At 71.2% G+C, this 22,449-nt stretch carries 21 protein-coding genes; all 21 read right to left on the bottom strand.

What is annotated here, in order from left to right; all coding sequences use genetic code 11:
• Window positions 1–55: 55 nt before the first annotated feature.
• Window positions 56–988: an RluA family pseudouridine synthase gene (locus ACX80K_RS04240; RefSeq protein ID WP_459270594.1), complete on the bottom strand. Its 933-nt coding sequence runs from the start codon at window positions 986–988 to the stop codon at window positions 56–58.
• Window positions 978–1,478, bottom strand: coding sequence for a signal peptidase II (gene lspA, locus ACX80K_RS04245; protein ID WP_459270687.1), 501 nt, complete (start codon window positions 1,476–1,478; stop codon window positions 978–980). The genes ACX80K_RS04240 and lspA overlap by 11 nt, the downstream gene beginning before the upstream one ends.
• 218 nt (window positions 1,479–1,696) lie before the next feature.
• Window positions 1,697–2,341 (bottom strand): DivIVA domain-containing protein, encoded by a 645-nt coding sequence (locus ACX80K_RS04250; RefSeq protein WP_459270595.1) that lies wholly within the window; start codon window positions 2,339–2,341, stop codon window positions 1,697–1,699.
• 145 nt (window positions 2,342–2,486) lie between these two features.
• Entirely contained in the window at window positions 2,487–2,777 is a 291-nt protein-coding gene (locus ACX80K_RS04255) for a YggT family protein (protein WP_459270596.1), read from the bottom strand.
• 61 nt (window positions 2,778–2,838) lie between these two features.
• Window positions 2,839–3,360 carry a cell division protein SepF gene (locus ACX80K_RS04260; protein ID WP_459270597.1) on the bottom strand — a complete coding sequence of 174 codons (522 nt, stop codon included), beginning with the start codon at window positions 3,358–3,360 and terminating at the stop codon, window positions 2,839–2,841.
• A gap of 91 nt (window positions 3,361–3,451) precedes the next feature.
• A complete protein-coding gene (locus ACX80K_RS04265) occupies window positions 3,452–4,246 on the bottom strand; it encodes a YggS family pyridoxal phosphate enzyme (protein WP_459270598.1) in 795 nt (264 codons plus the stop codon).
• A complete protein-coding gene (locus ACX80K_RS04270; protein WP_459270599.1) occupies window positions 4,243–5,082 on the bottom strand; it encodes a polyphenol oxidase family protein in 840 nt (279 codons plus the stop codon). The genes ACX80K_RS04265 and ACX80K_RS04270 overlap by 4 nt, the downstream gene beginning before the upstream one ends.
• A 3-nt stretch (window positions 5,083–5,085) precedes the next feature.
• Window positions 5,086–6,279: a cell division protein FtsZ gene (ftsZ, locus tag ACX80K_RS04275; protein WP_104179406.1), complete on the bottom strand. Its 1,194-nt coding sequence runs from the start codon at window positions 6,277–6,279 to the stop codon at window positions 5,086–5,088.
• A 319-nt stretch (window positions 6,280–6,598) separates the two neighbouring features.
• On the bottom strand, window positions 6,599–7,429 hold the full coding sequence (locus ACX80K_RS04280) for a cell division protein FtsQ/DivIB (protein WP_459270600.1): 831 nt from the start codon (window positions 7,427–7,429) through the stop codon (window positions 6,599–6,601).
• Window positions 7,426–8,856: a UDP-N-acetylmuramate--L-alanine ligase gene (murC, locus tag ACX80K_RS04285; protein ID WP_459270601.1), complete on the bottom strand. Its 1,431-nt coding sequence runs from the start codon at window positions 8,854–8,856 to the stop codon at window positions 7,426–7,428. Before murC ends, ACX80K_RS04280 begins: the two co-directional genes overlap by 4 nt.
• Entirely contained in the window at window positions 8,853–9,974 is a 1,122-nt protein-coding gene (gene murG, locus ACX80K_RS04290) for an undecaprenyldiphospho-muramoylpentapeptide beta-N-acetylglucosaminyltransferase (protein WP_459270602.1), read from the bottom strand. Before murG ends, murC begins: the two co-directional genes overlap by 4 nt.
• Window positions 9,971–11,380: a putative lipid II flippase FtsW gene (gene ftsW / locus ACX80K_RS04295; protein ID WP_459270603.1), complete on the bottom strand. Its 1,410-nt coding sequence runs from the start codon at window positions 11,378–11,380 to the stop codon at window positions 9,971–9,973. Before ftsW ends, murG begins: the two co-directional genes overlap by 4 nt.
• Window positions 11,380–12,954 (bottom strand): UDP-N-acetylmuramoyl-L-alanine--D-glutamate ligase, encoded by a 1,575-nt coding sequence (gene murD / locus ACX80K_RS04300; RefSeq protein WP_459270604.1) that lies wholly within the window; start codon window positions 12,952–12,954, stop codon window positions 11,380–11,382. Before murD ends, ftsW begins: the two co-directional genes overlap by 1 nt.
• On the bottom strand, window positions 12,951–14,051 hold the full coding sequence (gene mraY, locus ACX80K_RS04305) for a phospho-N-acetylmuramoyl-pentapeptide-transferase (protein WP_459270605.1): 1,101 nt from the start codon (window positions 14,049–14,051) through the stop codon (window positions 12,951–12,953). Before mraY ends, murD begins: the two co-directional genes overlap by 4 nt.
• Window positions 14,048–15,604, bottom strand: coding sequence for a UDP-N-acetylmuramoyl-tripeptide--D-alanyl-D-alanine ligase (locus tag ACX80K_RS04310; RefSeq protein ID WP_459270606.1), 1,557 nt, complete (start codon window positions 15,602–15,604; stop codon window positions 14,048–14,050). The genes mraY and ACX80K_RS04310 overlap by 4 nt, the downstream gene beginning before the upstream one ends.
• Window positions 15,605–15,610: 6 nt before the next feature.
• Window positions 15,611–17,242: a UDP-N-acetylmuramoyl-L-alanyl-D-glutamate--2,6-diaminopimelate ligase gene (locus tag ACX80K_RS04315; protein WP_459270607.1), complete on the bottom strand. Its 1,632-nt coding sequence runs from the start codon at window positions 17,240–17,242 to the stop codon at window positions 15,611–15,613.
• 57 nt (window positions 17,243–17,299) lie between these two features.
• Window positions 17,300–19,087, bottom strand: coding sequence for a peptidoglycan D,D-transpeptidase FtsI family protein (locus tag ACX80K_RS04320; RefSeq protein WP_459270608.1), 1,788 nt, complete (start codon window positions 19,085–19,087; stop codon window positions 17,300–17,302).
• A 59-nt stretch (window positions 19,088–19,146) separates the two neighbouring features.
• On the bottom strand, window positions 19,147–19,821 hold the full coding sequence (locus ACX80K_RS04325; RefSeq protein WP_459270609.1) for a hypothetical protein: 675 nt from the start codon (window positions 19,819–19,821) through the stop codon (window positions 19,147–19,149).
• Window positions 19,818–20,819 (bottom strand): 16S rRNA (cytosine(1402)-N(4))-methyltransferase RsmH, encoded by a 1,002-nt coding sequence (rsmH, locus tag ACX80K_RS04330; RefSeq protein ID WP_459270610.1) that lies wholly within the window; start codon window positions 20,817–20,819, stop codon window positions 19,818–19,820. The genes ACX80K_RS04325 and rsmH overlap by 4 nt, the downstream gene beginning before the upstream one ends.
• A 239-nt stretch (window positions 20,820–21,058) precedes the next feature.
• Window positions 21,059–21,490 (bottom strand): division/cell wall cluster transcriptional repressor MraZ, encoded by a 432-nt coding sequence (gene mraZ, locus ACX80K_RS04335; protein WP_104179396.1) that lies wholly within the window; start codon window positions 21,488–21,490, stop codon window positions 21,059–21,061.
• 417 nt (window positions 21,491–21,907) lie between these two features.
• Complete coding sequence (locus tag ACX80K_RS04340) at window positions 21,908–22,285, bottom strand: DUF3040 domain-containing protein (protein WP_459270611.1); 378 nt, start codon at window positions 22,283–22,285, stop codon at window positions 21,908–21,910.
• Between the last annotated feature and the right edge of the window lie 164 nt (window positions 22,286–22,449).

A 22,449-nucleotide genomic window follows, 5' to 3' on the forward strand; every position in this document is an offset into this window, starting at 1 on the left:
GCCGGGACCGTCGCCCGAGGTCGGCACGGCGTGTCATGCGGGGCCCGTCGGCGTGTCAGACCAGGCCGGTGGAGAGGGCCGTGACGGCGTAGGCGAGGTCCACCGGGTAGGGGCTCGTGGCGATCACCGGCTCGCCCGTCCGCGGGTGGGCGAAACCCAGGCGGTGGGCGTGGAGCCACTGCCGCGTGAGGCCCAGCTCGGCGGCGAGCCGGGGATCGGCCCCGTAGGTGAGGTCGCCGGCGCAGGGGTGGCGCAGGGCGGAGAAGTGCACGCGGATCTGGTGGGTCCTGCCGGTCTCGAGGTGCACCTCGACGAGGCTCGCCCGGCCGAAGGCCTCCAGCACCTCGTAGTGCGTCACGGAATCCCTGCCGCCCTCCATCACCGCGAAGCGCCACTCGTGGTGCGGATGGCGTCCGATCGGCGCGTCGATGGTGCCCTTGAGCGGCTCGGGCAGCCCCTGCACCACCGCGTGGTACACCTTGTCGACGGTGCGCTCCTTGAAGGCGCGCTTGAGCGCCGTGTAGGCCGGTTCGGTCTTGGCGACGACCATGGCCCCCGACGTGCCGACGTCGAGCCGGTGGACGATCCCGACACGTTCGGGCGCCCCCGACGTCGAGATGCGGTACCCGGCCGCGGCGAGGGCGCCGACGACGGTCGGCCCGACCCAGCCCGGTGACGGGTGCGCGGCGACGCCCACGGGCTTGTCGACGACGACGAAGTCCTCGTCGTCGAGCAGGATCCCCATGCCGTCGACGGCTTCGGGGATGACGCGGTGCCTGTCGCCGGGGTCGGGGACGTCGACGTCGAGGCGGTCCCCCGCGTGCACGCGGTCCGATTTCACGAGGGGCACGCCGCCGCGCAGGACGCGGCCGTCGGCGCACCACTGGGCCACGGCCGACCGCGAGACGTCGAGCAGCCGGGCTAGGGCGGCGTCGACACGGCTGCCTGCCTCGGCGTCGGGGACGACGAGCTGCTGGTCAGCGCTCATCGTCGCCCTGTGCTTCCGCGGACCGTCCGTCCGTGCCGCGGCTGCCGTCCATGCCGATGCCGCGCAGCGTCAGGATGCAGACGAGTACCACGCCGCTCACGACGGCGGAGTCGGCGATGTTGAAGATGGCGAAGTTCGGCAGTGCGATGAAGTCCACCACGTGGCCCTGGCCGAAGGACGGCTGCCGGAGGAGCCGGTCGGTGAGGTTGCCGAGGGCACCGCCGAGGACGAGCCCGAGCGCCACGGCCCAGCCCCACGAGGCGACCTTCCGCACCTGCAGGACGATGGCGACGGCCACGACGACCATGATGATCGTGAAGACCCAGGTGTAGTCGGTCCCGATGGAGAACGCCGCCCCGGGATTGCGGATGAACCGCCAGGAGAGCAGGGGCGGGAGGACCGGGGTGACCTGCCCCTCGCTCATCGTCGCCACGACCCACTGCTTCGTGAGCTGGTCGATCGTGTAGGCGACGAGGGTGCACAGCAGCATGACCGCCCCGTACCGGACCGGGGTGCGGACGCGGGCGGGGCCTCCGGCGGGGCTGGGATCGGCTGGCTGGTGCTCGTTCACGGTGCGTCCAAGGTCTACTGGGTGGGACCGCCGCGGTGCGCGGCGGCTGGAACGGCGGAAGGGCCGGCCGCCGGGGATCGTGCCCCCGGCCACCGGCCCTTCCCGTGCGGCCCGAGGCAGTCGGGCCGGATGTCCTGCTAGGAGGCCGACGCGTCGGACGCCAGCGAGCCGCGGGCGTCGAGGTCGCGCAGCTGGCCCTCGATGTACGCCTTGAGGCGGGCCCGGTAGTCGCGCTCGAAGCCGCGGAGCTGCTCGACCGTCTGCTCGAGTTCGGTCTTCTGCTCCTCGAGGTCCCCGAGGGTCTTGCGGCTCTTCTCCTCGGCATCGTTGACCAGGCCGCTGGCCTCGATCTGCGCCTCGGCGATGATCTTGTCGCGCTGCTCCACACCCGCGTTGACGTATTCGTCGTGCAGGCGCTGGGCCATGGCGAGGACGCCCGCGGCGGACTCGGCCGAGCTGCCGGCCTGTGCGGCGGGGGCGGCCGGAGCGGGGGTGGGCTCCTCGACCGCGACCGGCTCGGGGGCCGTCCCCGCGTCGGTGACCTCGACGGCGTCCTCGGTGTGCGTGCTGGCGGCGACCGGGGCCGGGACCGTCAGGGGCTGGGAGGTGTCGGTCGATCCGTCCGTGGCCCGGCGCCGCAGTTCCTCGTTCTCGGAGTTCAGGCGGCGGAGCTCGACGACGATCTCGTCGAGGAAGTCGTCGACCTCGTCCTGGTCGTAGCCCTCGCGGAACTTCGTCGGCTGGAACCTCTTGTTGACAACGTCTTCTGGCGTCAAAGCCATCTGGTCACCTCATAGTCATAGAAGCCGTCCACCGAAAGGCGGGCATGGCTGTGGTACCGAATTACGGACATGAACACTGGACTCACGTCGAACTGTGAATCAGCGTATATCTTCTGGAACCGCATCACGAAACGGCGTCGGGGGGCTAGGCTGCGAGCCCCGCGGCCACCGACATCAGGATCAGCACCAGGATGAAGAGCACCAGGAACGCGAGGTCCAGCTGCACCCCGCCCAGCCGGAGCGGCGGGATCAGCCGGCGGAGTGCCTTGATGGGCGGATCGGTCACCGAGTACACGCCGGACGCGAGGACCAGCGCGAGCTTCTGGGGACGCCAGTCACGGGCGAAGCCCTGGACGGCGTCGTAGACGATCCGCAGGATCAGGGCGAGCTGGAACAGCATCAGTACGAGGTAGATCAGGGCGAATACCAGACTCACGGAGCAGTTCCAGTCCTTCGGGTCATCGGAGGGTCGGATGCGACCGTGGCGGCCGCAGCGGTCAGCTCTGGTTGAAGAAGCTGGTCTGTGCTTCGCTTGCCTTCAGGTCCTCGCCGAGGACTTCAATATACGACGGCGACAGCAGGAACACCTTATTGGTGACCCGCTCGATGCTGCCGTGCAGGCCGAAGACGAGTCCGGCGGAGAAGTCGACGAGCCGCTTGGCGTCCGCCTCGCCCATGTCGGTGACGTTCATGATGACGGGGATGCCGTCCCGGAAGCTCTCGCCGATCAGCTTGGCGTCGTTGTAGGAGCGCGGGTGGATGGTGGTGATCTGGCGCAGCACGCCGGACTCCTCACGCGACGACGGCGCACGCTTGATGGGCGTCACGGGGGCGCGGTACTCCTCCGCGGGAGCGACCCGGGTCACCGCCGGGGCGGGCTCGAGGTGGCGTTCGTCGCGGTCGTAGTCCACTGCGTAATCCTCGTTCCTGCTGTGCGCGCTCTTCGGTTCGGGCTCGTAGTGCTCATCACCATCGGCGAGCCCAAGGTAGATCATCGTCTTGCGCAGTGCGCCAGCCATGGTGACTCCTGTTCTGAGGAAGTGGATTGGTGGGGTCCGGCGGCATGCGTCCCGCCCGGCCACCCGTCGGGCCGCCGTTCTAGCTGGAACGCTACCCCACGGCCGGACGGGGACCGAGCACATCAGAACCGATCCTGAGGTGTGTCGCGCCGGCGGCGACGGCCGCCTCGAGGTCCCCGCTCATGCCTGCGGAGACGGCCGACGCGGAGGGGTCCACGGCCCGCACCGCGGCGCCGATGCGCAGCAGGCGGCCGAATGCGTCGGCGGGGTCCCCACCGAGCGGGGCGACGCCCATGACGCCGGCGAGGCGGAGGCCGGTGGTGGCTCCGACGGCGCGGGCCAGGTCCTCCGCCTCGGCCGGGAGCGCGCCGCCGCGACTGCCGGGGCGGGGCGCGTCCCGCTCCGTGGACGAGGCCGGCGACGCACCGTCGTCGAGGGTGAACTGCAGGAAGCAGTCGAGGTCGGGACGGCCCGGGAGGCCCTGTGCCTCCCTGCGGGCCTGCTCGGCGGCCATCGCCTTCCCCAGCGCTCCCACGAGCGGCGCACGGTCCACCGAGTGCACGCTGTGCGCGTACCGCACGACCGACTTAGCCTTGTTGGTCTGCATCTGCCCGATGAAGTGCCACCTCAGCGCGAGGTCCTCGAGTTCGGCGGCCTTCCCGGCGGCCTCCTGGTCCCGGTTCTCCCCGACGTCCGCGACGCCGAGGCGCGCGAGGATCCGCACGTCGGACGCCGGGAAGTACTTGGTGACGACGATCAGGTCCGGTGCGGCGCGCCCGGCGGCGACCGCGGCGGCGGAGATGCGCGCCCGGACGTCGCCGAGGCGCGCGGCGAGCTCGAGTGCGCGGCGGTCGTCGGACCCGGCGACGCCGTCGTCGGGCGTCATGATCGCCAGACCAGGCCGGCGATGCGGCCCGCTCCCGGCTCGCGGCGGTGGGAGAACAGCCCCGGATTCTCCAGCGTGCACGGGGTGCCGTTCCCGGACACCGATCCGACACGGACCCGGGCGTCCTCGAGCTGGCGGCGGACCGCGGCGGGCAGGTCGAGCGCGGGAGTGCCGGTGCGGGTCCGGGACGCGGCCTCGGGCAGGACCTTTGCCATCGAGCGCATCATGTGCTCGGGGACCTCGTAGCAGGATCCGCAGACCGACGGGCCGATCCACGCGATCAGGTCGCGCGCACCCGACCGGGCGAGGATCCGCGCCGCGTTCGCGACGATCCCGTTGCCGACGCCGGCGCGGCCGGCGTGGACGACCGCCGTCGCGCCCGTGCCGCCCTCCGCGACCGACGCATCGGCGAGGACGATCGGCACGCAGTCGGCCACGAGGACCGCCAGCGGGTGGAGGCCGGCCGGGGAGACCAAACCGTCGGCATCCGGCACCCGGGCGGTGTCCCCCGCGTCCCCCGCGTCCCCCGCGTCCCCCGCGTCCCCCGCAGCGCCGCGGTCGGCCCGACCGTGCCGGCCGTGCCGCTCGTGACGGCCGTCGTCGAGCACCGCGACACGGTCGGAGTGGGTCTGGCTCATGAAGCGCAGGGCCCCGGCGGAGACCCCCATCGAGTCCTCGAGGCGGCGGCGGTTCCGGCGTACGTCGTCCGGGTCGTCCCCGACGTGGAGCGCGAGGTTACCCGCCGCCGCGGTGGTGAAGGCGACCCGGAGCCCCGGACGGACCTCCGCGTTCCAGTGGAACGGGGAGCCCGGTCCGGGACCGGCGGCTGCGTGCACCGACTACTTCAGGAAGTCGGGTACGTCGAGGTCGTCCGATCGGCCGGCGGACAGATCGGGCTCCACGATCGCGGGCAGGTCCACGTCGAAGCCCGAATCGGCCGGGACGGCCTGGACGTTCTGCGCACGCTGCTGCGACCAGGCGCCGAGTCCGGCCGTGGCCGGCACGCGCTGCCTGTCACCGCCGACGCTCGGGGCGACGGCGGGGCGCGAGGCGGGAGCGGGCGCGGCAGCGGGCTGCGAGGTGGCGTCAACCTGGTCGAACCCCGCGGCGATCACCGTCACGCGCGCCTCGTCGCCGAGCGCGTCGTCGATCACGGCGCCGAAGATGATGTTCGCCTCCGGGTGTGCGACCTCCTGGACGAGGCGCGCGGCCTCGTTGATCTCGAACAGGCCGAGGTCGGAGCCGCCCTGGATCGACAGCAGGACGCCGTGCGCGCCGTCGATGGAGGCCTCGAGGAGCGGTGACGCGATGGCGAGCTCCGCGGCCTTCACGGCACGGTCCTCGCCGCGTGCGGAACCGATGCCCATGAGCGCGGACCCGGCTCCCTGCATGACCGACTTCACGTCGGCGAAGTCGAGGTTGATCAGGCCCGGCGTGGTGATGAGGTCGGTGATGCCCTGGACACCCGAGAGCAGCACCTGGTCGGCGGAGCGGAACGCGTCGAGCATCGAGACGTTGCGGTCGCTGATGGACAGCAGCCGGTCGTTCGGGATGACGATGAGGGTGTCGACCTCCTCGCGGAGCGTGTCGATGCCGCTCTCGGCCTGGTTGGAGCGACGGCGTCCCTCGAAGGTGAAGGGACGGGTGACCACGCCGATGGTCAGCGCGCCCAGGGAGCGTGCGATGCGTGCGACGACGGGAGCGCCACCGGTCCCGGTGCCGCCTCCCTCTCCGGCGGTCACGAAGACCATGTCGGCCCCGCGCATGACCTCCTCGATCTCCTCCGCGTGATCCTCCGCGGCGCGCCGGCCCACTTCGGGGTCCGCGCCTGCACCGAGGCCGCGGGTGAGCTCGCGCCCGACGTCGAGCTTGACGTCCGCGTCACTCATCAGCAGCGCCTGGGCGTCCGTGTTGATGGCGATGAACTCCACGCCGCGGAGCCCGACCTCGATCATCCGGTTGACGGCGTTGACGCCGCCGCCGCCGATGCCGACGACCTTGATGACGGCCAAGTAATTCTGAGGTGCTGCCACGTCCTGTGTCCCTTGTTCGAATCTGTGTGCTGTACGGGGGCTGCCGAGGGTTCGGCCGAACCTTCACGCGTAAAAACGTTAACGTTCAGGTTGAGAGTTAACGTTATGTCAGGTAACTTCTATCTCTGACGCTAGGGGCTTACGCTGCGCGTTGCAAAGACCGGGCGCCGTGTGTCGGGCGTGTCGCCCGTGTTGCCCTCCTCGCCGATGTCTGATCGGCTCCCACGAGTACCGTCGGGACCCGCAGGGAATCGTCGGCGACGACCGGGGACGGCCGGCGATCGGCGCCCGTCGGGGAGCACTCGCCCGCCGGTTCCCGTCATCGCGTGACGGGCCGGTCGGGGGTGCTGACGTCGAACTCCCGGACCGGTGGGTCGCCGGCGGGCATGGCGAGCATCGCCTCGAGCACCCGCGCCTTCTCGGCACTGCGCTCCGAGCTGCCCCAGAAGATCCGCTGGTCGCCCGACAGGGACAGCTGGATGGAGTCGACGCTCGCCGCCGAGGCGTTGTTGAGCCGGGAGAGCACGTCCACGGGCAGCTCGGCCAGGACGGCGGTGATGGAGGAGAAGACCTCGGAGTTGACCGCGTTCGTGCCCCCGTCGATCAGCGGCAGCTTGGCCTGGCCGCGCTGCGCGACGCTCGCGAGCTGGCGTCCCTCGGAATCGATCAGCACGAACTCCCGCCCGTTCTGCAGCACGGCGACGGGGACGCGCTCCTGCACGGTGACCACGAGCGTGGAGGGTGGCTCCGCGGCGATCCGGACGTCGTCGATGGGCGCCTTGTCCGCGAGCAGGCCGCGGACCTGGTCCGGCGAGATCCTGGTGAGGGAGGTGCCCAGGAGCGGGGCCAGGGCGGCGTCCACCTCCTCCGTGGGCACCAGCACGTTGCCCTCGACCACGACGGTCCTGAGGGCCAGGGCGGGCGAGAAGACCACGTAGGCGACGACGCCGCCGAGCACCAGCACCACCGCGGTGACGGCGAGGAGGATGTTCCGGACCCTGTGCGACTTCCGCGGCGTCGGGAAGTCCAGGACCTTCCCCGGCGGGATCCGGTCGTCGCTCCGGTCGAGCTGCGATACCGTCCCGCCCGCCGCGACGGCGGCGCGGGAGGGGGCGGCGGGAACTGTGGGTCGGGGCTTCCGCGGCGTCATCGTGGCGTCCCCGACCGGTCCTGCGTTGCTGCCCGTTCCCGGAGCCGCGCGACGAGCTGCACGCCGTACCGGGTGACGTCGCCCGCACCGATGGTGAGGACGATGTCGCCCGCCCGTGCGTGCGCCGTGACGGCGCGCAGTGCCTCCTCCGGGTCCTCGACGTAGGCGGCACCGGCGAGGAGGTCCGTGATGGTCCAGCCGCCGACGTCGTCCACGGGGTCCTCGCGGGCCGCGTAGACGGGCAGGACGGTGACGGTGTCCGCGAGCGAGAGCGCACTGGCGAAACCGGCGGCGAACTCCCGCGTGCGGGAGAACAGGTGCGGCTGGAAGAGCGCGTGCACACGGTACTCCCCCGCCACCGTCCGGGCGGCCGTGAGGGCCGCCTCGACCTCCGTGGGGTGGTGGGCGTAGTCGTCGAACACCCGGACGCCGTCGCCCTCTCCCCGGGCCTCGAAGCGCCGTGCCGCCCCCGAGAACAGCGACAGTGCCGCCGCCGCGACGGCGGGGTCGACGCCGAGTTCGAGTGCGACGGCGAAGGCCGCCGCGGCATTCAGGATGTTGTGGCGGCCTGGGACGCCGAGTTGCAGCTCCTGCTGGGCGTCCAGCCCGTCGACGGCGAACGAGAGGAGGCTGTTGGTGGTGCTCCCGACGGCCCGCGTGGCACTGATCCTGAGGTCCGCGGTGGCGGCGTAGCCGTAGGTGCGGACCCGCCGCGGCTCGCATACACCCTCCGCGAGGGCGGCGGCGCCGGGATCGTCGGCGCAGGCCACGAGCAGCCCGTCCTCGGGCAGCTGCCGGGCGAACTGCCGGAAGGAGTCGTGGACGGCCTCGGCGGTGCCGTAGTGGTCGAGGTGGTCGGCCTCGACGTTGGTGACGACCGCGATCCGCGGGGCGTAGTTGAGGAACGAGCCGTCGGACTCGTCCGCCTCGGCCACGAACACGTCGCTGCCGGTCCAGGCCGCGTTCACGCCGAGGGCCGCGACGTCGCCGCCGATGGCGAAGGACGGGTCGAGCCCGGCTTCGCGGAGCAGGACCGTGATCATGGCGGTCGTCGTGGTCTTGCCGTGCGTGCCGGCCACGGCGACGCCCTGCTGCCCGTGCATGGCCGCGGCGAGGGCCTGCGAGCGGTGCAGGACGGGCAGGCCCCGCCGCTGCGCCTCCACGAGCTCGGGGTTCGTCGCGCGGATCGCGGACGAGATGACGATGGTGCCGCCGTCGGGCACGGCACCGGCGGAATGCCCGACGTGCACCTCGGCGCCCAGCGCAGCGAGGGCGCGGAGTCCCTTCGACTCCGCGGCGTCGGAGCCGGAGACGCGCACCCCCTGGCCGAGGAGGACGCGCGCGACGGCGGACATGCCGGCGCCTCCCAGCCCGATGAAGTGGACGGGTTCCCGCAGTCCGGCCCCGTGCGGGGTGGCGGCGTTCATCGTGCGCTCCGCACGGCGCCGAGGACCAGGTCCGCCATGCGTCGGTCCGCGTCCCGCACCCCCTGCGCGTAGGAGGCCGCGGACATGGCGGCCAGCCGTGCCGGGTCGGTGACGAGCCCGGGGAGGTGGTCTCCGATCCACGCGGGCGTGAAGTCCACGTCGTCCACGAGGAGGGCCCCGCCGGAGCCGACGAGCGCGCCGGCGTTGAATCGCTGCTCACCGTTGCCGTGGGGCAGCGGGACGAGCACGGCGGGCAGGCCCACGGCGCTGAGCTCGCTGACCGTGGCCGCCCCGGCCCTCGCGACGAGGAGGTCGGCTGCGGCGTAGACGCGCTCCATCCCGTCGACGAATTCGACCTGGTGGTAGCCGGGCACGGCCGGTGGGGTGCCGTCCTGCGCCGTCACCTGCTTGCCCCGCCCGGTGATGTGGAGGATCTGCAGGCCGGCCGCGGTGAGCCCGGGTGCGGCCTCGGCGACCGCCCGGTTCAGGCTCGCCGCGCCGGAGGACCCGCCCGTCACGATGAGCGTGGGCCGGTCCGGGTCGAGCCCCAGGGACGCGCGCGCGTCGGTCCGGCCGGCCGCGCGGTCCAGGTCCGCAATGCTGCGGCGCATGGGCATGCCCACCAGCACGGCGTTCCTCAGGCCCGTGCCCCCGAACGCGACGGCCACGCGGGAGGCGATGCGGGCGCCCACCCTGTTCGCCATCCCGGGGCGCGCGTTCGCCTCGTGGATCACCACGGGCACGCGGCGCGTCCAGGCGGCCAGGTACACGGGGGTGGAGACGTACCCGCCCACCCCGACGACGACGTCGGCTCCTGTGTCGGCAACGATCGCGCGTGCCTGGCGGACCGCGCGGACGAGTCGCGCCGGGAGCTTGACGAGGTCGATCGACGGTCTCCGCGGCATGGGTACGCGGTCGATGGTGCGGAGGTCGAACCCCGCGGCGGGGACGAGGCGTGTCTCCATCCCCGCCTCGGTGCCGACGGCCGTGATGCGGGTGCCGGGCCGCCGGTCGACGATCGCCCCCGCGATCGCGAGCAGGGGGCTGATGTGACCCGCCGTGCCGCCGCCCGCGAGGACCACCGACACGGGGCGTTCAGGAGTGGAGGGGGATGTCATGGAAGTGCGGGATCTCTTCTCGAGGAGGACGCGGGCTGGGACAGGGCGTCCGGCGCGTGCGGCATCTTGCGCGCGAAGGACAGCAGGACGCCGACGGCGGCGAGGGTGAAGGTGAGGGCCGATCCGCCGTAGGAGATGAAGGGCAGCGGCACGCCGATGACCGGGAGCAGTCCCGTGACCATGCCGATGTTGACGAAGGCCTGCCCGATCAGCCAGACGAGGATCGAGCCCATGAGGATGCGCACGAACGGGTCGGTGTAGCGGAGCGCCACGCGGATGGTGGCCACGGCGAGGATGCCGAACAGGAGGATGACCACGGACGTACCGAGGAGCCCGAACTCCTCGCCGATGATCGCGAAGATGAAGTCGTTGTGGGCTTCGGGGATCCAGTTCCACTTCTGCCGGCTCTGGCCGATCCCCACCCCGAACCACCCGCCCGACGCCATGGCGAAGAGCCCGTTGTCGGACTGCAGGCACAGGTCGGCGCCGTCGTCGCAGTTCAGGCCGAGCCATGCGCTGATGCGCCCGCCCCGGTTGGAACTGGTCGCGACCATCAGGAGCGACCCGGCCAGCGCGGCGAGACCCGCGAGGCTGAACAGCTTGAGCGGCGCTCCGGCGAAGAACAGGGCCGCTCCGGCGATCATCATGAGCACCAGGCCGGTGCCGAGGTCCCCGCCGATCAGGACGAGCCCGATAGGCAGCCCGCCGAGCGGCAGGGCCGGGATCATGGCGTGCTTCCAGTCCCGGATGAGCGCCTTCTTGCGTTCGAGCACGGAGGCGAACCACAGGGCCAGGGCGAGCTTCGTCGGCTCCGACGGCTGGAAGGTCTGGCTGCCGATCTGGATCCAGTTCTTGTTGCCGTTGATCTCGACGCCGATCACGAGTACGAGGATCAGCAGCACGATGGCGATCCCGAGGCTCGGCCAGGCCAGCGCCTTGTACGCGCGGGGGCCGAGCCGCGAGAGCACGAGCATCAGCACGAGTCCGGCGCTGGCCCAGACGGCCTGCTTCAGGAAGAGGTCGAACGTGTCCTTGCCCTCGGAGATGGCCTCCACCGAGGACGCCGAGAGGACCATCATGAGCCCGATGGCGGTGAGCGCGAGGGCTGCGCCGAGGATGAGGTAGTAGCTGGACCCCGAGGGGGCGCGGTCGGAGCCCTCCAGGAACACCCAGCCCCGCCTGAGGCGCGCCCGCAGGCTCTTCGCGGACCGGTCCTCGGGTGCCGTGGCACGCGGGACGGCCGTCGTGCTGCCGGCCTTGACGGTGTGGGCCTTGGCTGCGGCACTCGTCGCGGCGGGCACGCGACCGGCCCCGGTGGACGGCCCGACGGGGCGGCCGGCCTCGGAGGTACGCGCCGGCCGGACGGAGGGCTTGCGTCCTCCCGGACGGGTGGGCGTAGTCGCCATCAGGACTCCTTCGGGGTCGTCCCCTGGCCGCCGCGTGCTCCGACGGCAGCCATGAAGGCGGCTCCACGGTGCGCGTAGGAGGAGAACTGGTCCATCGATGCGGCGGCCGGCGCCATCAGCACGGTGTCACCGTCCCGGGCGAGGCGCGAGGCCTCGGCGACGGCCCACTGCATCAGGGCGTCGCCGGTGACCGGGTCGGGTGACCCGCCGTCGTGCCCGTGTCCAGTCTGGGTGCTGGGGTGCAGGGAGACCGGGACGTCGGGTGCGTGTCGGCCGAGTGCGCCCTGGAGCGGCGTCGGGTCCGCGCCGAGCAGGACGACGGCCCGGAGCCGCTGCGCATGGTCGGTGACGAGCTCGTCGTAGGAGACGCCCTTGGACAGTCCGCCCGCGATCCACACGACCGACTGGAAGGAGGCGAGGGACGCGGAGGCCGCGTGCGGGTTGGTGGCCTTCGAATCGTTGATCCAGAGCACGCCGTCCTCGTTCGCGACCACCTGGATGCGGTGGTCCCCGGGCTGGAAGGCGCGGATGCCGTCGCGCACCGCCGCTGCCGGGATGCCGGCTGCGCGGACGAGGGCCGCCGCGGCCAGGGCATTGGCGACCAGGTGGCGCGGGACGACCTCACCGAGTTCGCTGATGGACGCGAGTTCGGCGGCGGAGTCCTTGCGCTGTTCGATGAAGGCGCGGTCGACGAGCAGGTCCTCGACGACGCCCATCATGCTGACGGACGGCATGCCGGTGGTGAAGCCGACGGCGCGGCAGCCCTCGACGACGTCGGCCTCCTCGACCATGGCCTCGGTCTCGCGCTGCTCGACGTTGTAGACGCAGGCGACCCTCGTCCTCTCGTAGACCGACGCCTTCGCCGCGAGGTACGCCTCGTAGCTGCCGTGCCAGTCGACGTGGTCCTCGGCGATGTTGAGGCAGACGCTCGCGAGGGGGGAGACGGAGTGCGCCCAGTGCAGCTGGAAGCTGGACAGCTCGACCGCGAGGAAGTCGTAGCCCTGCGGGTCGCGGATGACGTCGAGGATGGGCGTGCCGACGTTGCCCGCGGCGACCGCCCGCTTGCCCGCGGCGAGGAGCATCGACTCGGTGAGGCCGACGGTGGTGGTCTTCCCGTTCGTCCCGGTGATCGTCAGCCACTCGGCGGTGGGGCGTCCTTCGCGGATGCGCACGCGCCACGCCAGTTCGACGTCGCCCCAGATCGGCACCCCGGAGGCAGCGGCCTCGGCGAGCAGCGGCTGGGTGGGACGCCACCCGGGCGAGGTCACGACGAGGTCGGGCCGCTCGCCGTCGACGAGCGGCAGGACGGCGGCGTGCCCGGCGCCGAGCAGGACGTCCCGGGCGCCGACGATCCGCAGCGTGTCCGCCTTCGCCTCGTTCTCCGGCGTCGCACCGGCGTCGACGACGACGACGGCGGCGCCGAGTTCGATCAGGGTGTCCGCGGCGGAGAAGCCGGAGGCTCCGATGCCGGCGACGACGACCCTCAGGTCCGCCCAGTCGGAGTCCCAGGTGGTCAGGTCCCTCAGGCGGGGGGTCTCCCACGTGTTGGCGGCCACGCCGTCCGTGCCGCTCATCCCACGACCCATTCCGCGTAGAAGATCCCGAGGGCCGCGGCCACGAAGAGTCCGGCGAGGATCCAGAACCGGACGACGACCGTGACCTCCTGCCAGCCCTTGAGTTCGAAGTGGTGCTGCAGCGGCGCCATCTTGAAGACGCGCTTGCCGCCGGAGAGCTTGAAGTAGCCCACCTGGATGATGACGGAGAGCGTGATCATCACGAACAGCCCGGCCAGGATCACGAGGAGCAGTTCGGTGCGGGAGAGGATCGCGAAACCGGCGATTGCCCCGCCGATCGCGAGGGATCCGGTGTCGCCCATGAAGATCTTCGCGGGCGACGTGTTCCACCACAGGAAGCCGACGAGGGCGCCGCTCATCGCCCCGGCGATCAGCGCCAGGTCCAGGGGGTCGCGAACCTCGTAGCAGACGCTCCCGGCCCCGGGCGCGCCGCAGCTCTGGTTGCTCTGCCAGATGCCGATGAGCATGTACGCGCCGAAGACGAGGATGGACGCGCCGGCGGCGAGTCCGTCCAGGCCGTCGGCGAGATTCACGCCGTTGCTGGCACCGGTGATGATCAGGTTGGACCAGATGACGAAGAGGATGGCACCGAGGACGGTCCCCGCGAAGGCGAGGTCGATCGGCGTGTCACGGATGAAGGAGATGGCCGTCGACGCCGGCGTCCTCCCCTCCCCGTTCGGGAACCGGAGCGCGAGGACACCGAAGATCACGCCGACGGCGGTCTGCCCCGTGATCTTGGCCGGCGCGCTCAGGCCGAGGCTGCGCTGCTTGGAGATCTTGATGTAGTCGTCCGCGAACCCCACGAGCCCCATGCCCGTGGCGAGGAAGAGCAGCAGCAGGCCGGAGGCGCTGGGCCCGCCGACGGGCGATCCGACAGCCATCATCAGCAGGTGCGTCAGGAAGTAGGCGATCACCACCGATCCGACGATCACGGCACCACCCATGGTCGGCGTCCCGCGCTTGGTGTGGTGGGCGGTGGGCCCGTCGTCGCGGATGAACTGGCCGTAGCCCTTGTTCACGAGGAGCCGGATGAACAGGGGGGTGCCGGCGAAGGCGAGGATGAGCGCCGTGGCCGAGCCTATGAGGATTGCTATCACGGCTGCTGGGCCTTTCCGGAGGCGTCGGGTCCGCTGCCCGCCTCGAGATCTGCGGGAGGGTGGCCCGAGGGGCCGCGGGGCGCATCGGGGAGGGCGCCCTCGGGCGCTTCGGGTGACTGGTTCCGGGCGACCCGGTCGCCGAGGAAACGCAGGCCGGCGCCGTTCGAGGACTTGAAGAGCACGATGTCGTCGGGCGCGAGCTCCGCCCGGAGCATCAGCTCCGCGGCCTCGACGTCGTCCACGTGCGTGGCCTCGCTCCCCCAGGAGCCCTCGAGCACGGCGCCGTTGAACAGCGCGCGCGTGTTGGGTCCGACGCAGACGAGCTTCGAGATGTTGAGCCGGACCACGACGCGGCCGAGGAGGTCGTGCTCCTCGATCGAGCGCTCACCCAGCTCGAGCATCTCGCCGAGGACCGCCCAGGTGCGGCGGGAGCCCGAGCGCCCGAGTTCCGCGAGCGTCCGCAGGGCGGCGCGCATGGATTCGGGATTGGCGTTGTAGGCGTCGTTGATGACGGTCACGCCGTCGGCGCGTTCGGTGCGTTCCATCCGCCAGCGGCTCGCGGCCGCCTGCGTGCGGAGGCTGGCGGCGATGACCGAGGGTGCGCAGCCGACCTCGTACGCGGCGGTCGCCGCGGCCAGCAGGTTGGTGGTGTGGTGCAGGCCGAGCAGCGGCGAGACGACGTCGTGCTCGCTGCCGTCCGGGAAGACGAGGGTGAAGGACGGGCTTCCCTCCGCCGTCGTCGTGCTGTTGCGCGCGCGCACCACGTCGGCGCCGTCCGCCGTGAAATCGTCCGACGACGTGAAGAACGCCCTCCGCGCGACCGTGCGGCCCTGCATGGCGAGCACGCGCTCGTCGTCGGCGTTGATGATCGCGGTGCCGGCGCCGGACAGCGCCTCGACGAGTTCGCCCTTGGCCCGGGCGATGTTCTCGACCCCGCCGAACTCGCCGGCGTGGGCCGAACCGACACCGAGGACGACGCCGACGTCGGGCTGCACGAGCGACGCGAGGTAGGCGATGTGGCCGGGCTTGGTGGCGCCCATCTCGATGACGAGGTACCGGGTGTCCCACCCGGCCTCGAAGACGGTCAGGGGGACGCCGACCTCGCCGTTGTAGGAGCCGCGGGGCGCGACCGTGGGCCCCTCGGCGGCGAGGATGCCGGCGAGGAGGTCCTTGGTGGTCGTCTTGCCTGCCGAGCCGGTGATGCCGATGACGGTCAGCTCGCCCGAGGCGCGGAGCCGGCGGACGGTCTCGGCTGCGAGGGCGCCCATGGCGAGGACGGCGTCCGGGACGACGACGGAGGGGAACGGGCTGCCGTCCGGTCCCGTGACCTCGTGCTCGGCCAGCGCGAGGACGGCGCCGCGCTCGAAGGCGGGACCGATGAACAGGTGCCCGTCGGACTCCTCGCCGGGCTTGGCGACGAAGAGGGACCCGGGCACGCACTCCCGCGAGTCGGTCGCCGCGGAGGTGACGGTGGTGGCCGGGAGGGACGGATCGGTGCCGACGAGGACACCGCCTGTGAGTGCCGCGATCTCGGCTGCGCGAAATTCAATCATGACGGTTCAGGACTCTATCCCGGCCGGTGAAAGCCCAGAGAATCCGTGCCTTGTCAACGCGGATCGCAGCTCCACGCGGTCGTCGAGGGACAGGTTGACGCCCTTCACTTCCTGCCAGACCTCGTGGCCGCGGCCCGCGATGATGACGGTGTCGGAGGGACGCGCCAGGGCGACGGCGCGGTCGATCGCCTCCGCCCGCGGGAAGACCTCCAGTACCTCGCAGGCCAGTCCCTCGTCCCGGACCGCCGCGTCGGCGCCCTCACGGACGGCGCGGCGGATGACGGCGTCGTCCTCGTCGTGGGGGTCGTCGTCGGTCACGATGAGGATGTCGGCCAGGCGTGCTCCCACGGCCCCCATGACGGGGCGCTTGGACTCGTCGCGCTGCCCGGTCGCGCCGAACACCGCGATGACCCGGCCACCGGGACGCCGTACCGAGGCCAGCGTGCGTTCGAGCGCATCGGGGTTGTGGGCGAAGTCCACGATCGCGGCGGGCTCCTCCCCGATGAGCTGCATGCGGCCGGGGACCTCGGTGGTGAACGGGTCGGACGCGTCGAGTGCGCGCTGGACGTCCGCCACGGGGACACCCGAGGCGAGGACCATGACGGTCGCGAGGGCCGCGTTGGACACGTTGAACGTGCCCGGCAGGCCGCTGCGGACCCGCAGCTCCTCGCCGGTGCGTCCGCGGAGCACGAACACGTGACCGAGCCCGCTGGGTTCGACGTCGCGGACCGTCCAGTCCGCGGGTACGCCGCCGGGGGGATCGGAGGAGACGGACGGCCCGGAGGAGGCTGCTGCGTCGGTGCTCAGGGTGAGGACGGGCACGTCGGCGGAGTCCGCGAGCCTGCGCCCCCAGACGTCGTCGACGAGGACGACGGCACGGCGGCAGCGAGCCGCGGTGAAGAGCGTCTCCTTGACCGCGAAGTAGTCCTCCATGGTGCCGTGGAGGTCGAGGTGGTCCTGGGTCAGGTTGGTGAACCCGGCGACGTCGAACCGGACGCCGTCGACGCGCCCGAACTCGAGTGCGTGGGAGGAGACCTCCATCGAGGCCGCGCCGAGGCCGCGCTCGCGCATCAGGGCGAGGAGCGAGTGCACCTGCGGCGATTCCGGCGTGGTGAGCGCGCTGGGGATGGCCTCGCGGCCCGCCCGGATCTCGATCGTGCCGATGAGTCCGGTGGACCGGCCGAGAGCCTCGAGGAGGGCGTTCACGAAGTAGGTGGACGTCGTCTTGCCGTTCGTCCCGGTGATCCCGAACAGGGTCGGCGCCGGGGTGCCCTCCTCGGGCTGGCTGTCGAAGATGACGCGCGCGAGGGGGCCCACGGCGCGGCGGGGATCCGGCACGACGACGACGGGGGGAAGGGCCTGGCCTGCCGCTGCCGCGCTGTCGGTCGCACGAAGCGCGCCGGCGGCGTCCGTCAGGATCGCGGTCGCACCCGCCCGGACCGCCTGCCCGGCGAAGTCGGCACCGTGCCGTGCCGCGCCGGGCAGGGCTGCGTACACGTCACCGGCGAGCACCGCGCGCGAGTCGAGGGTGATGCCGGTGACGGTGGGGAGGTCCGGGGGGACGGAGGGTCCGGCCGGCGCACCGATGGCGGCGAGGGCCGCCGACAGGCTGATCGGGTGGGGGGCATGCGGCCGCATCAGGGAAGCGGGGCTCCCCTGCGGCGTGTTCGGGTGCACGGTGCTCTGGCCTCCGGGTCAGTATTCGACCGGGTAGATGTCCGGCTTGGTCGTCGAGGCGGGGACGTTGTTGGAGTTGAGGACCTGCTTCATGACCTTCTGGAAGGACTCGCCCGGAATCAAGTAGTACAGGTCTCCCTTGGGCCGCTGGAGCGTGATGACCACGACGTACTTCGGGTCCTCGATGGGCGCGATCCCGGCGTAGGACAGAGTGTAGCCGTCGTATCCGCCCGTGGCGCTGGGGGCTTCGGCCGTCCCGGTCTTTGATCCGACGCGGTACTGCTCGAGCTCTCCCGACTTGCCCGAGCCCTCCTCCGTCACGGTCTCGAGCATCTTCCGCATCTCGGCCGCCGTCCCGTCGGAGACGACCTCGGTGCCCTCGTCCTGGGGCACCTCGTGCTCCGTGCCGTCCGGGTCGATGTAGGCGTCGATGAGGCGGGGCTCGAGGCGCACGCCGTCGTTCGCGATCGTCTGGTAGACCATCGCGGTGTGCAGGGCGGTCTGGGTGAGGCCCTGCCCGAAGAGGACCGTGTACTGCTGGCGTTCGTCCCACTTGTCAGGGGTCGTGAGGAGCCCCTGATTCTCCTCGCCGAGGCCCGTGCCGAGCGGCTCCCCGATGCCGAACTTCTTGAGCCAGTCGTAGCGCTCCTGCTTCGTCAGCTTCTGGCCGATCTGCACGGTGCCGGTGTTCATCGACTTGGCCAGGACGCCGGCCGCGGTGCGGTGCTCGGTGCCGTGCTCGGAGGAGTCCTTGAAGGTCTGGTCGTCGACCGTGTACCGGTTCTCCAGGACGAACCTGGAGGTGGGCTCGATGAGGTCCTGCTCGAGCGCACCGGCCAGGGTGATGACCTTCGTCGTCGACCCGGGCTCGAAGGACGCGCTCACGGAGTTCGGGCTGCGCCTGTCGGCGGGCGTCGCCTCCGGGTCGTTCGGGTCGAGGGTCGTGGATTCCGCCATGGCGCGGATGGCGCCGGTCTTCGCCTCGACGACGACGATATTGCCCCACTCGGCGTTGTAGTCCTTCACCTGCGAGGCGATGGTCTGCTGCGCGAACCACTGCAGGTCCTGGTCGATGGTGAGCCGGACGCCCTGGCCGTCGACGGCCGGGACGTCCTCGTTGGTCGCGTACGGGATCCGGATGCCGTCACCGCCGATCTCGAAGGTGCGGCTTCCCGCCTCGCCGGTCAGCTGGTCGTCGAGGGACACCTCGAGGCCGGACCGCGGCTGGCCGTCGGTGCCCACGTAGCCGATGATCGATCCGGCCACGGGCCCTGCCGGGTAGGTGCGGACGCTCGTCTCGTCGGCGTACACGCCGGGGACCTTCACGGCCAGCGCGCGGTTCTTCACGTCCGGCGTCACGGACTTCACCACGTAGTTGAACGTCTTCTCGCCCAGCACCGACGCCCTGAGCGTCTCCTCGTCGAGATCGAGGACGGCGGCCAGTTCGGAGAGTCCCTGGTCCATGGGGATGATCTCCCACTCCTCCGTCTCCTCGTTGTAGCGCCGGAAGTCGTCGACGGCGCTCAACCGCTGGTCCACCACCACGTCGTAGCGCTCGACGCTCCGGGCGAAGTACTTGCCGTTCATGTCGACGATCGAGCCCCGGACGGGCTGCACCGCCGTGGTGGTGAGTCGCTTCGACAGCCCGGCCTGCGCCATGCCGTTGAGGTCGAGTGCCTGGAGCTGGAACAGGCGGACGCCGAGGACCATCAGCAGCACCAGGACGAAGGCGAGGCCCACACGGAGCCGGGTCGAGCCGAGGGCCAGGCGGAGGCTGTCGGGGCTGCCGGTGCGTGCAGGGGTCACGGAGGATTCCTTGTCGATCAGAACATGCGGGGACGAGGCGGGCGCGGGGCGACCGCCTGCTACCGGTCGGAGCCGAGCTGCTCCGGTGCGGGGATGGTCGCCGCAGCGGCGTCCTCCGGGCCGTCCGCGGCCACGTCACCGGGGACAGCGGCCTCCTCCGCCGGGGCGGCCGGCTCCTCGACGACGTCGACGGGAGGAGCGACGACGGCAGCGGGGGCGGGCTGCTCGGTGACGAGGCGGGGGGCGGAGATGAGGACCTCGGGCTTGGGCCCTTCCGTCGCGGGCTCCGGGGTGCCCGTCACCTTCCTCGCATCCAGCTCGATGGTCCCGAACGTCGGGGAGGAGACCATGCCGAGTTTCGTGGCGGCGGCCGCGAGGTTCTGCGGTGCCTCCTTGCCCTCGATCTCGAGCACCAGGGCATCGTTCTGCTGGCTCAGTGCGACCTGCTGGTTGCGGAGCTGCACGAGTTCGTACTGGGTCCCCGACACGGAGATGTTCAGCATCAGCACGGCGGCGAGCGCGGCCCCGAGGAGGAGCAGACTGAAGACGGCGAAGGGCACCCGACGGCGGGCGGGCCGCGCGGGGACCACGGAGAGCGGCGTGCGCGGCTTCTGCAGGGCCCCGGCATCCCCGGGCGTGCCTCCTACCAGCCGGTCCGGGGCGACGGCGAGGGCGCCGTGCCCGGCGAAGGCAGTGGCGCGGTGTCGCTTCTCAGCAGTCAATACCTGGCTCATCTGGTCTTCCTGTCGACGGGTCCTGCTGTGATGCGTTCAACCGCGCGGAGCTTGGCGGATGCTGCGCGGGGGTTCTCTTCGATCTCCGCTGCGGTCGGCGCTTCGGTGCCGCGCGTCAGCGAGCGGAGGTACGCCTTGTGCTGGTCGAGTTCCACAGGGAACCCGACGGGTGCCGAGGATTTCGTGCCCGCGGTGAAGGCGGCCTTCACGATGCGGTCCTCGAGGGAGTGGTAGGACATCGCGACGACCCGGCCGCCCACGACGACGGCGTCGATGGCGGCGGGTACGGCCCGCTCCAGGACGGAGAGCTCCTGGTTGACCTCGATCCGCAGGGCCTGGAACGTCCGCTTGGCGGGGTGTCCCCCGGTCCGGGCCGCTGCCGCCGGCACCACGCCGCGGATGACCTCGACGAGCTGGGAGGTGGTGTGCAGGGGTGCCGCCTCGCGAGCGCGCACGATCGCCGAGGCGATCCGTCCGGCGAACTTCTCCTCGCCCCAGGTGCGGATGATGCGCAGGAGGTCGTCGGAGGTGTAGGTGTTGACCACGTCGGCGGCCGTGATGCCGCTGCTGGTGTCCATGCGCATGTCGAGGGGCGCGTCGTAGGAGTAGGCGAAACCGCGGTCCCGCTCGTCGAGCTGCAGGGAGGAGACACCCAGATCGAACAGGACGCCGTCGACGCCCTCGATGCCGAGGTCGTCGAGCACCTCCGGCAGTTCGTCGTACACGGCGTGGACCAGGTCCATGCGGTCCGCGTAGGGGGCGAGGCGCTCCCCCGCGAGCCCGAGCGCCTCGGTGTCGCGGTCGATCCCAACGAGGTGGGCGCCCGGGAAGCGCTCGAGCATGGTCTCGGCGTGCCCGCCCATGCCGAGCGTGGCGTCGATGACGACGGGACGCCGTCCTGCGGCCTCGGCCGAAGCGACGGACGGGGCGATGAGGGAGACGCAGCGTTCGCGGAGGACGGGAACATGTCGCTCACCCGTCGGCCGGTCTCCGCCCATGCGTCCTCTCCCTCCTGCAGTTCGCCATACATCGTCTCGGTGTTCCTGCAGGCTGGCGGGCGGGGGTGTCATGCTCTTGAGTCAGACCCCCATCCGGCCGGATGGTCCTCGCCTGGCTCCGGGGAAGTGGAGCCAGGAGGCGGACCGTGTCCGGCGGCTGGAGATCTCATCCAAGAGATGGCGCCCACCCGCGTCGTACGTTCTGCTTCTTCGTGCCTGTCGTGCTGGTGCTGCTCGGTTCAGATGATGCCCGGGAACGCGTCCTCGTCCGTCTCGGAGAAGGCGGTCTCCTTCTCCGTCAGGTAGGACTCCCAGGCGTCGGCCGCCCAGATCTCGGCGCGGCTTCCCGCACCGATGACCGCGAGCTCCCGATCCAGACCCGCGTAGGTCCTGAGCGCCGGCGGGATCGTGATCCTGCCCTGCTTGTCGGGGACCTCGTCCGAGGCTCCCGACAGGAAGATGCGGTTGTAGTCCCTCGCCTGGCGTGACGAGATGGGCGCCGCCCGCATCTGTTCGTGCACTCTTTCGAACTCGGTCATGCTGAACACGTAGATGCAGCGTTCCTGGCCCCTTGTGAGGACCAGCCCCTCACTCAATTCCTCACGGAATTTCGCAGGGAGAATGAGCCTGCCTTTTTCGTCGAGGCGGGGAGTGTGAGTTCCGAGGAACATCCCTGACCGCCTGTTCTGAGTCCGCCAAGCCCAGCTTCTGCTGCCTTGCTCTTATGTTCCCCACTTTACTCCACAACTCTCCCCGGTCAATGCAACCGGGGCGCGGCGCGCCGTACCCGAGGGTGTGTCGGGGAGCCGGAGCCCGCGCCATTACTGGGGATATGCACCCTGCAGGATGCGGGGAGCGAAGTGGAGGGTGAACGGCCGCTCTCCGGCATGGGCCCTCCCGGTGCGGAGCGCGGGAAAAGGCAGGCCGAATGTACCGCGGCGGGATGACGGGCCATCGTGGCCCGCCGTCGACGGCAATCAATTGCCTTCAAGACGGCAGTTAATTGCCCTTAACGGGAAAGGAACCCGCCGTGGCGGGTTCCTTTCCTTCGACTGCCGGGTCCGGTCCGTCCGGTCCCGCAGGGAAATCTAGGTCTGGTCGCGCTTGCGCTCGTCCCACTTGTCCTCGAGGCTCGACATGAATCCGCTCTTCCCGGCAGGAGGGGCCTTCGACGGCTTGCCCTGCGGCTGGCCGGCGTCGGCCTGCCTGGACTTCGTGGTGGCGAAGTACACCCCGGCTCCCATGATCAGGAACCCGGCCACACCGACGATGGTGAGCTGGTAGACGATGCCCGCGAGGAGGACGAGGATGCCCGCGATCGTGATGAGCGAGCCGATGACCAGCCGTCGGGTGGACATCGATTTCCGGGTGTCCGAGGCCATCGAGTGCGCGAACTTGGGATCGTCGGCGTGCAGCTGCTGTTCGAGCTGATCAAGCAACCTCTGCTCGTGTTCCGAGAGTGCCATGACCGCCTCCTTGATGTGGATACCAACGTTCCCGTACCCGACCAACGACCAGCACGCGGACCGGGTTCCCGGCGGAGGGGTCGTGAACCTCGGGCTCCGGAGGACGGAATGACGTACAGGACGGCAGGCGGGCTGCCTGATTAAAGACTAGTTTGCTACGCGGT

It is taken from the genome of Arthrobacter sorbitolis, from assembly GCF_054510995.1.

Coding starts and splice junctions, on each gene's coding strand:
- ACX80K_RS04240 (WP_459270594.1), bottom strand. CDS start 988: ATGAGCGCTGACCAGCAGCTCGTCGTCCCCGACGCCGAGGCAGGCAGC.
- lspA (WP_459270687.1), bottom strand. CDS start 1,478: ATGCTGCTGTGCACCCTCGTCGCCTACACGATCGACCAGCTCACGAAG.
- ACX80K_RS04250 (WP_459270595.1), bottom strand. CDS start 2,341: ATGGCTTTGACGCCAGAAGACGTTGTCAACAAGAGGTTCCAGCCGACG.
- ACX80K_RS04260 (WP_459270597.1), bottom strand. CDS start 3,360: ATGGCTGGCGCACTGCGCAAGACGATGATCTACCTTGGGCTCGCCGAT.
- ACX80K_RS04265 (WP_459270598.1), bottom strand. CDS start 4,246: ATGACGCCCGACGACGGCGTCGCCGGGTCCGACGACCGCCGCGCACTC.
- ACX80K_RS04280 (WP_459270600.1), bottom strand. CDS start 7,429: ATGACGCCGCGGAAGCCCCGACCCACAGTTCCCGCCGCCCCCTCCCGC.
- murC (WP_459270601.1), bottom strand. CDS start 8,856: ATGAACGCCGCCACCCCGCACGGGGCCGGACTGCGGGAACCCGTCCAC.
- murG (WP_459270602.1), bottom strand. CDS start 9,974: ATGACATCCCCCTCCACTCCTGAACGCCCCGTGTCGGTGGTCCTCGCG.
- ftsW (WP_459270603.1), bottom strand. CDS start 11,380: ATGGCGACTACGCCCACCCGTCCGGGAGGACGCAAGCCCTCCGTCCGG.
- murD (WP_459270604.1), bottom strand. CDS start 12,954: ATGAGCGGCACGGACGGCGTGGCCGCCAACACGTGGGAGACCCCCCGC.
- ACX80K_RS04310 (WP_459270606.1), bottom strand. CDS start 15,604: ATGATTGAATTTCGCGCAGCCGAGATCGCGGCACTCACAGGCGGTGTC.
- ACX80K_RS04315 (WP_459270607.1), bottom strand. CDS start 17,242: ATGCGGCCGCATGCCCCCCACCCGATCAGCCTGTCGGCGGCCCTCGCC.
- ACX80K_RS04325 (WP_459270609.1), bottom strand. CDS start 19,821: ATGAGCCAGGTATTGACTGCTGAGAAGCGACACCGCGCCACTGCCTTC.
- rsmH (WP_459270610.1), bottom strand. CDS start 20,819: ATGGGCGGAGACCGGCCGACGGGTGAGCGACATGTTCCCGTCCTCCGC.
- mraZ (WP_104179396.1), bottom strand. CDS start 21,490: ATGTTCCTCGGAACTCACACTCCCCGCCTCGACGAAAAAGGCAGGCTC.
- ACX80K_RS04340 (WP_459270611.1), bottom strand. CDS start 22,285: ATGGCACTCTCGGAACACGAGCAGAGGTTGCTTGATCAGCTCGAACAG.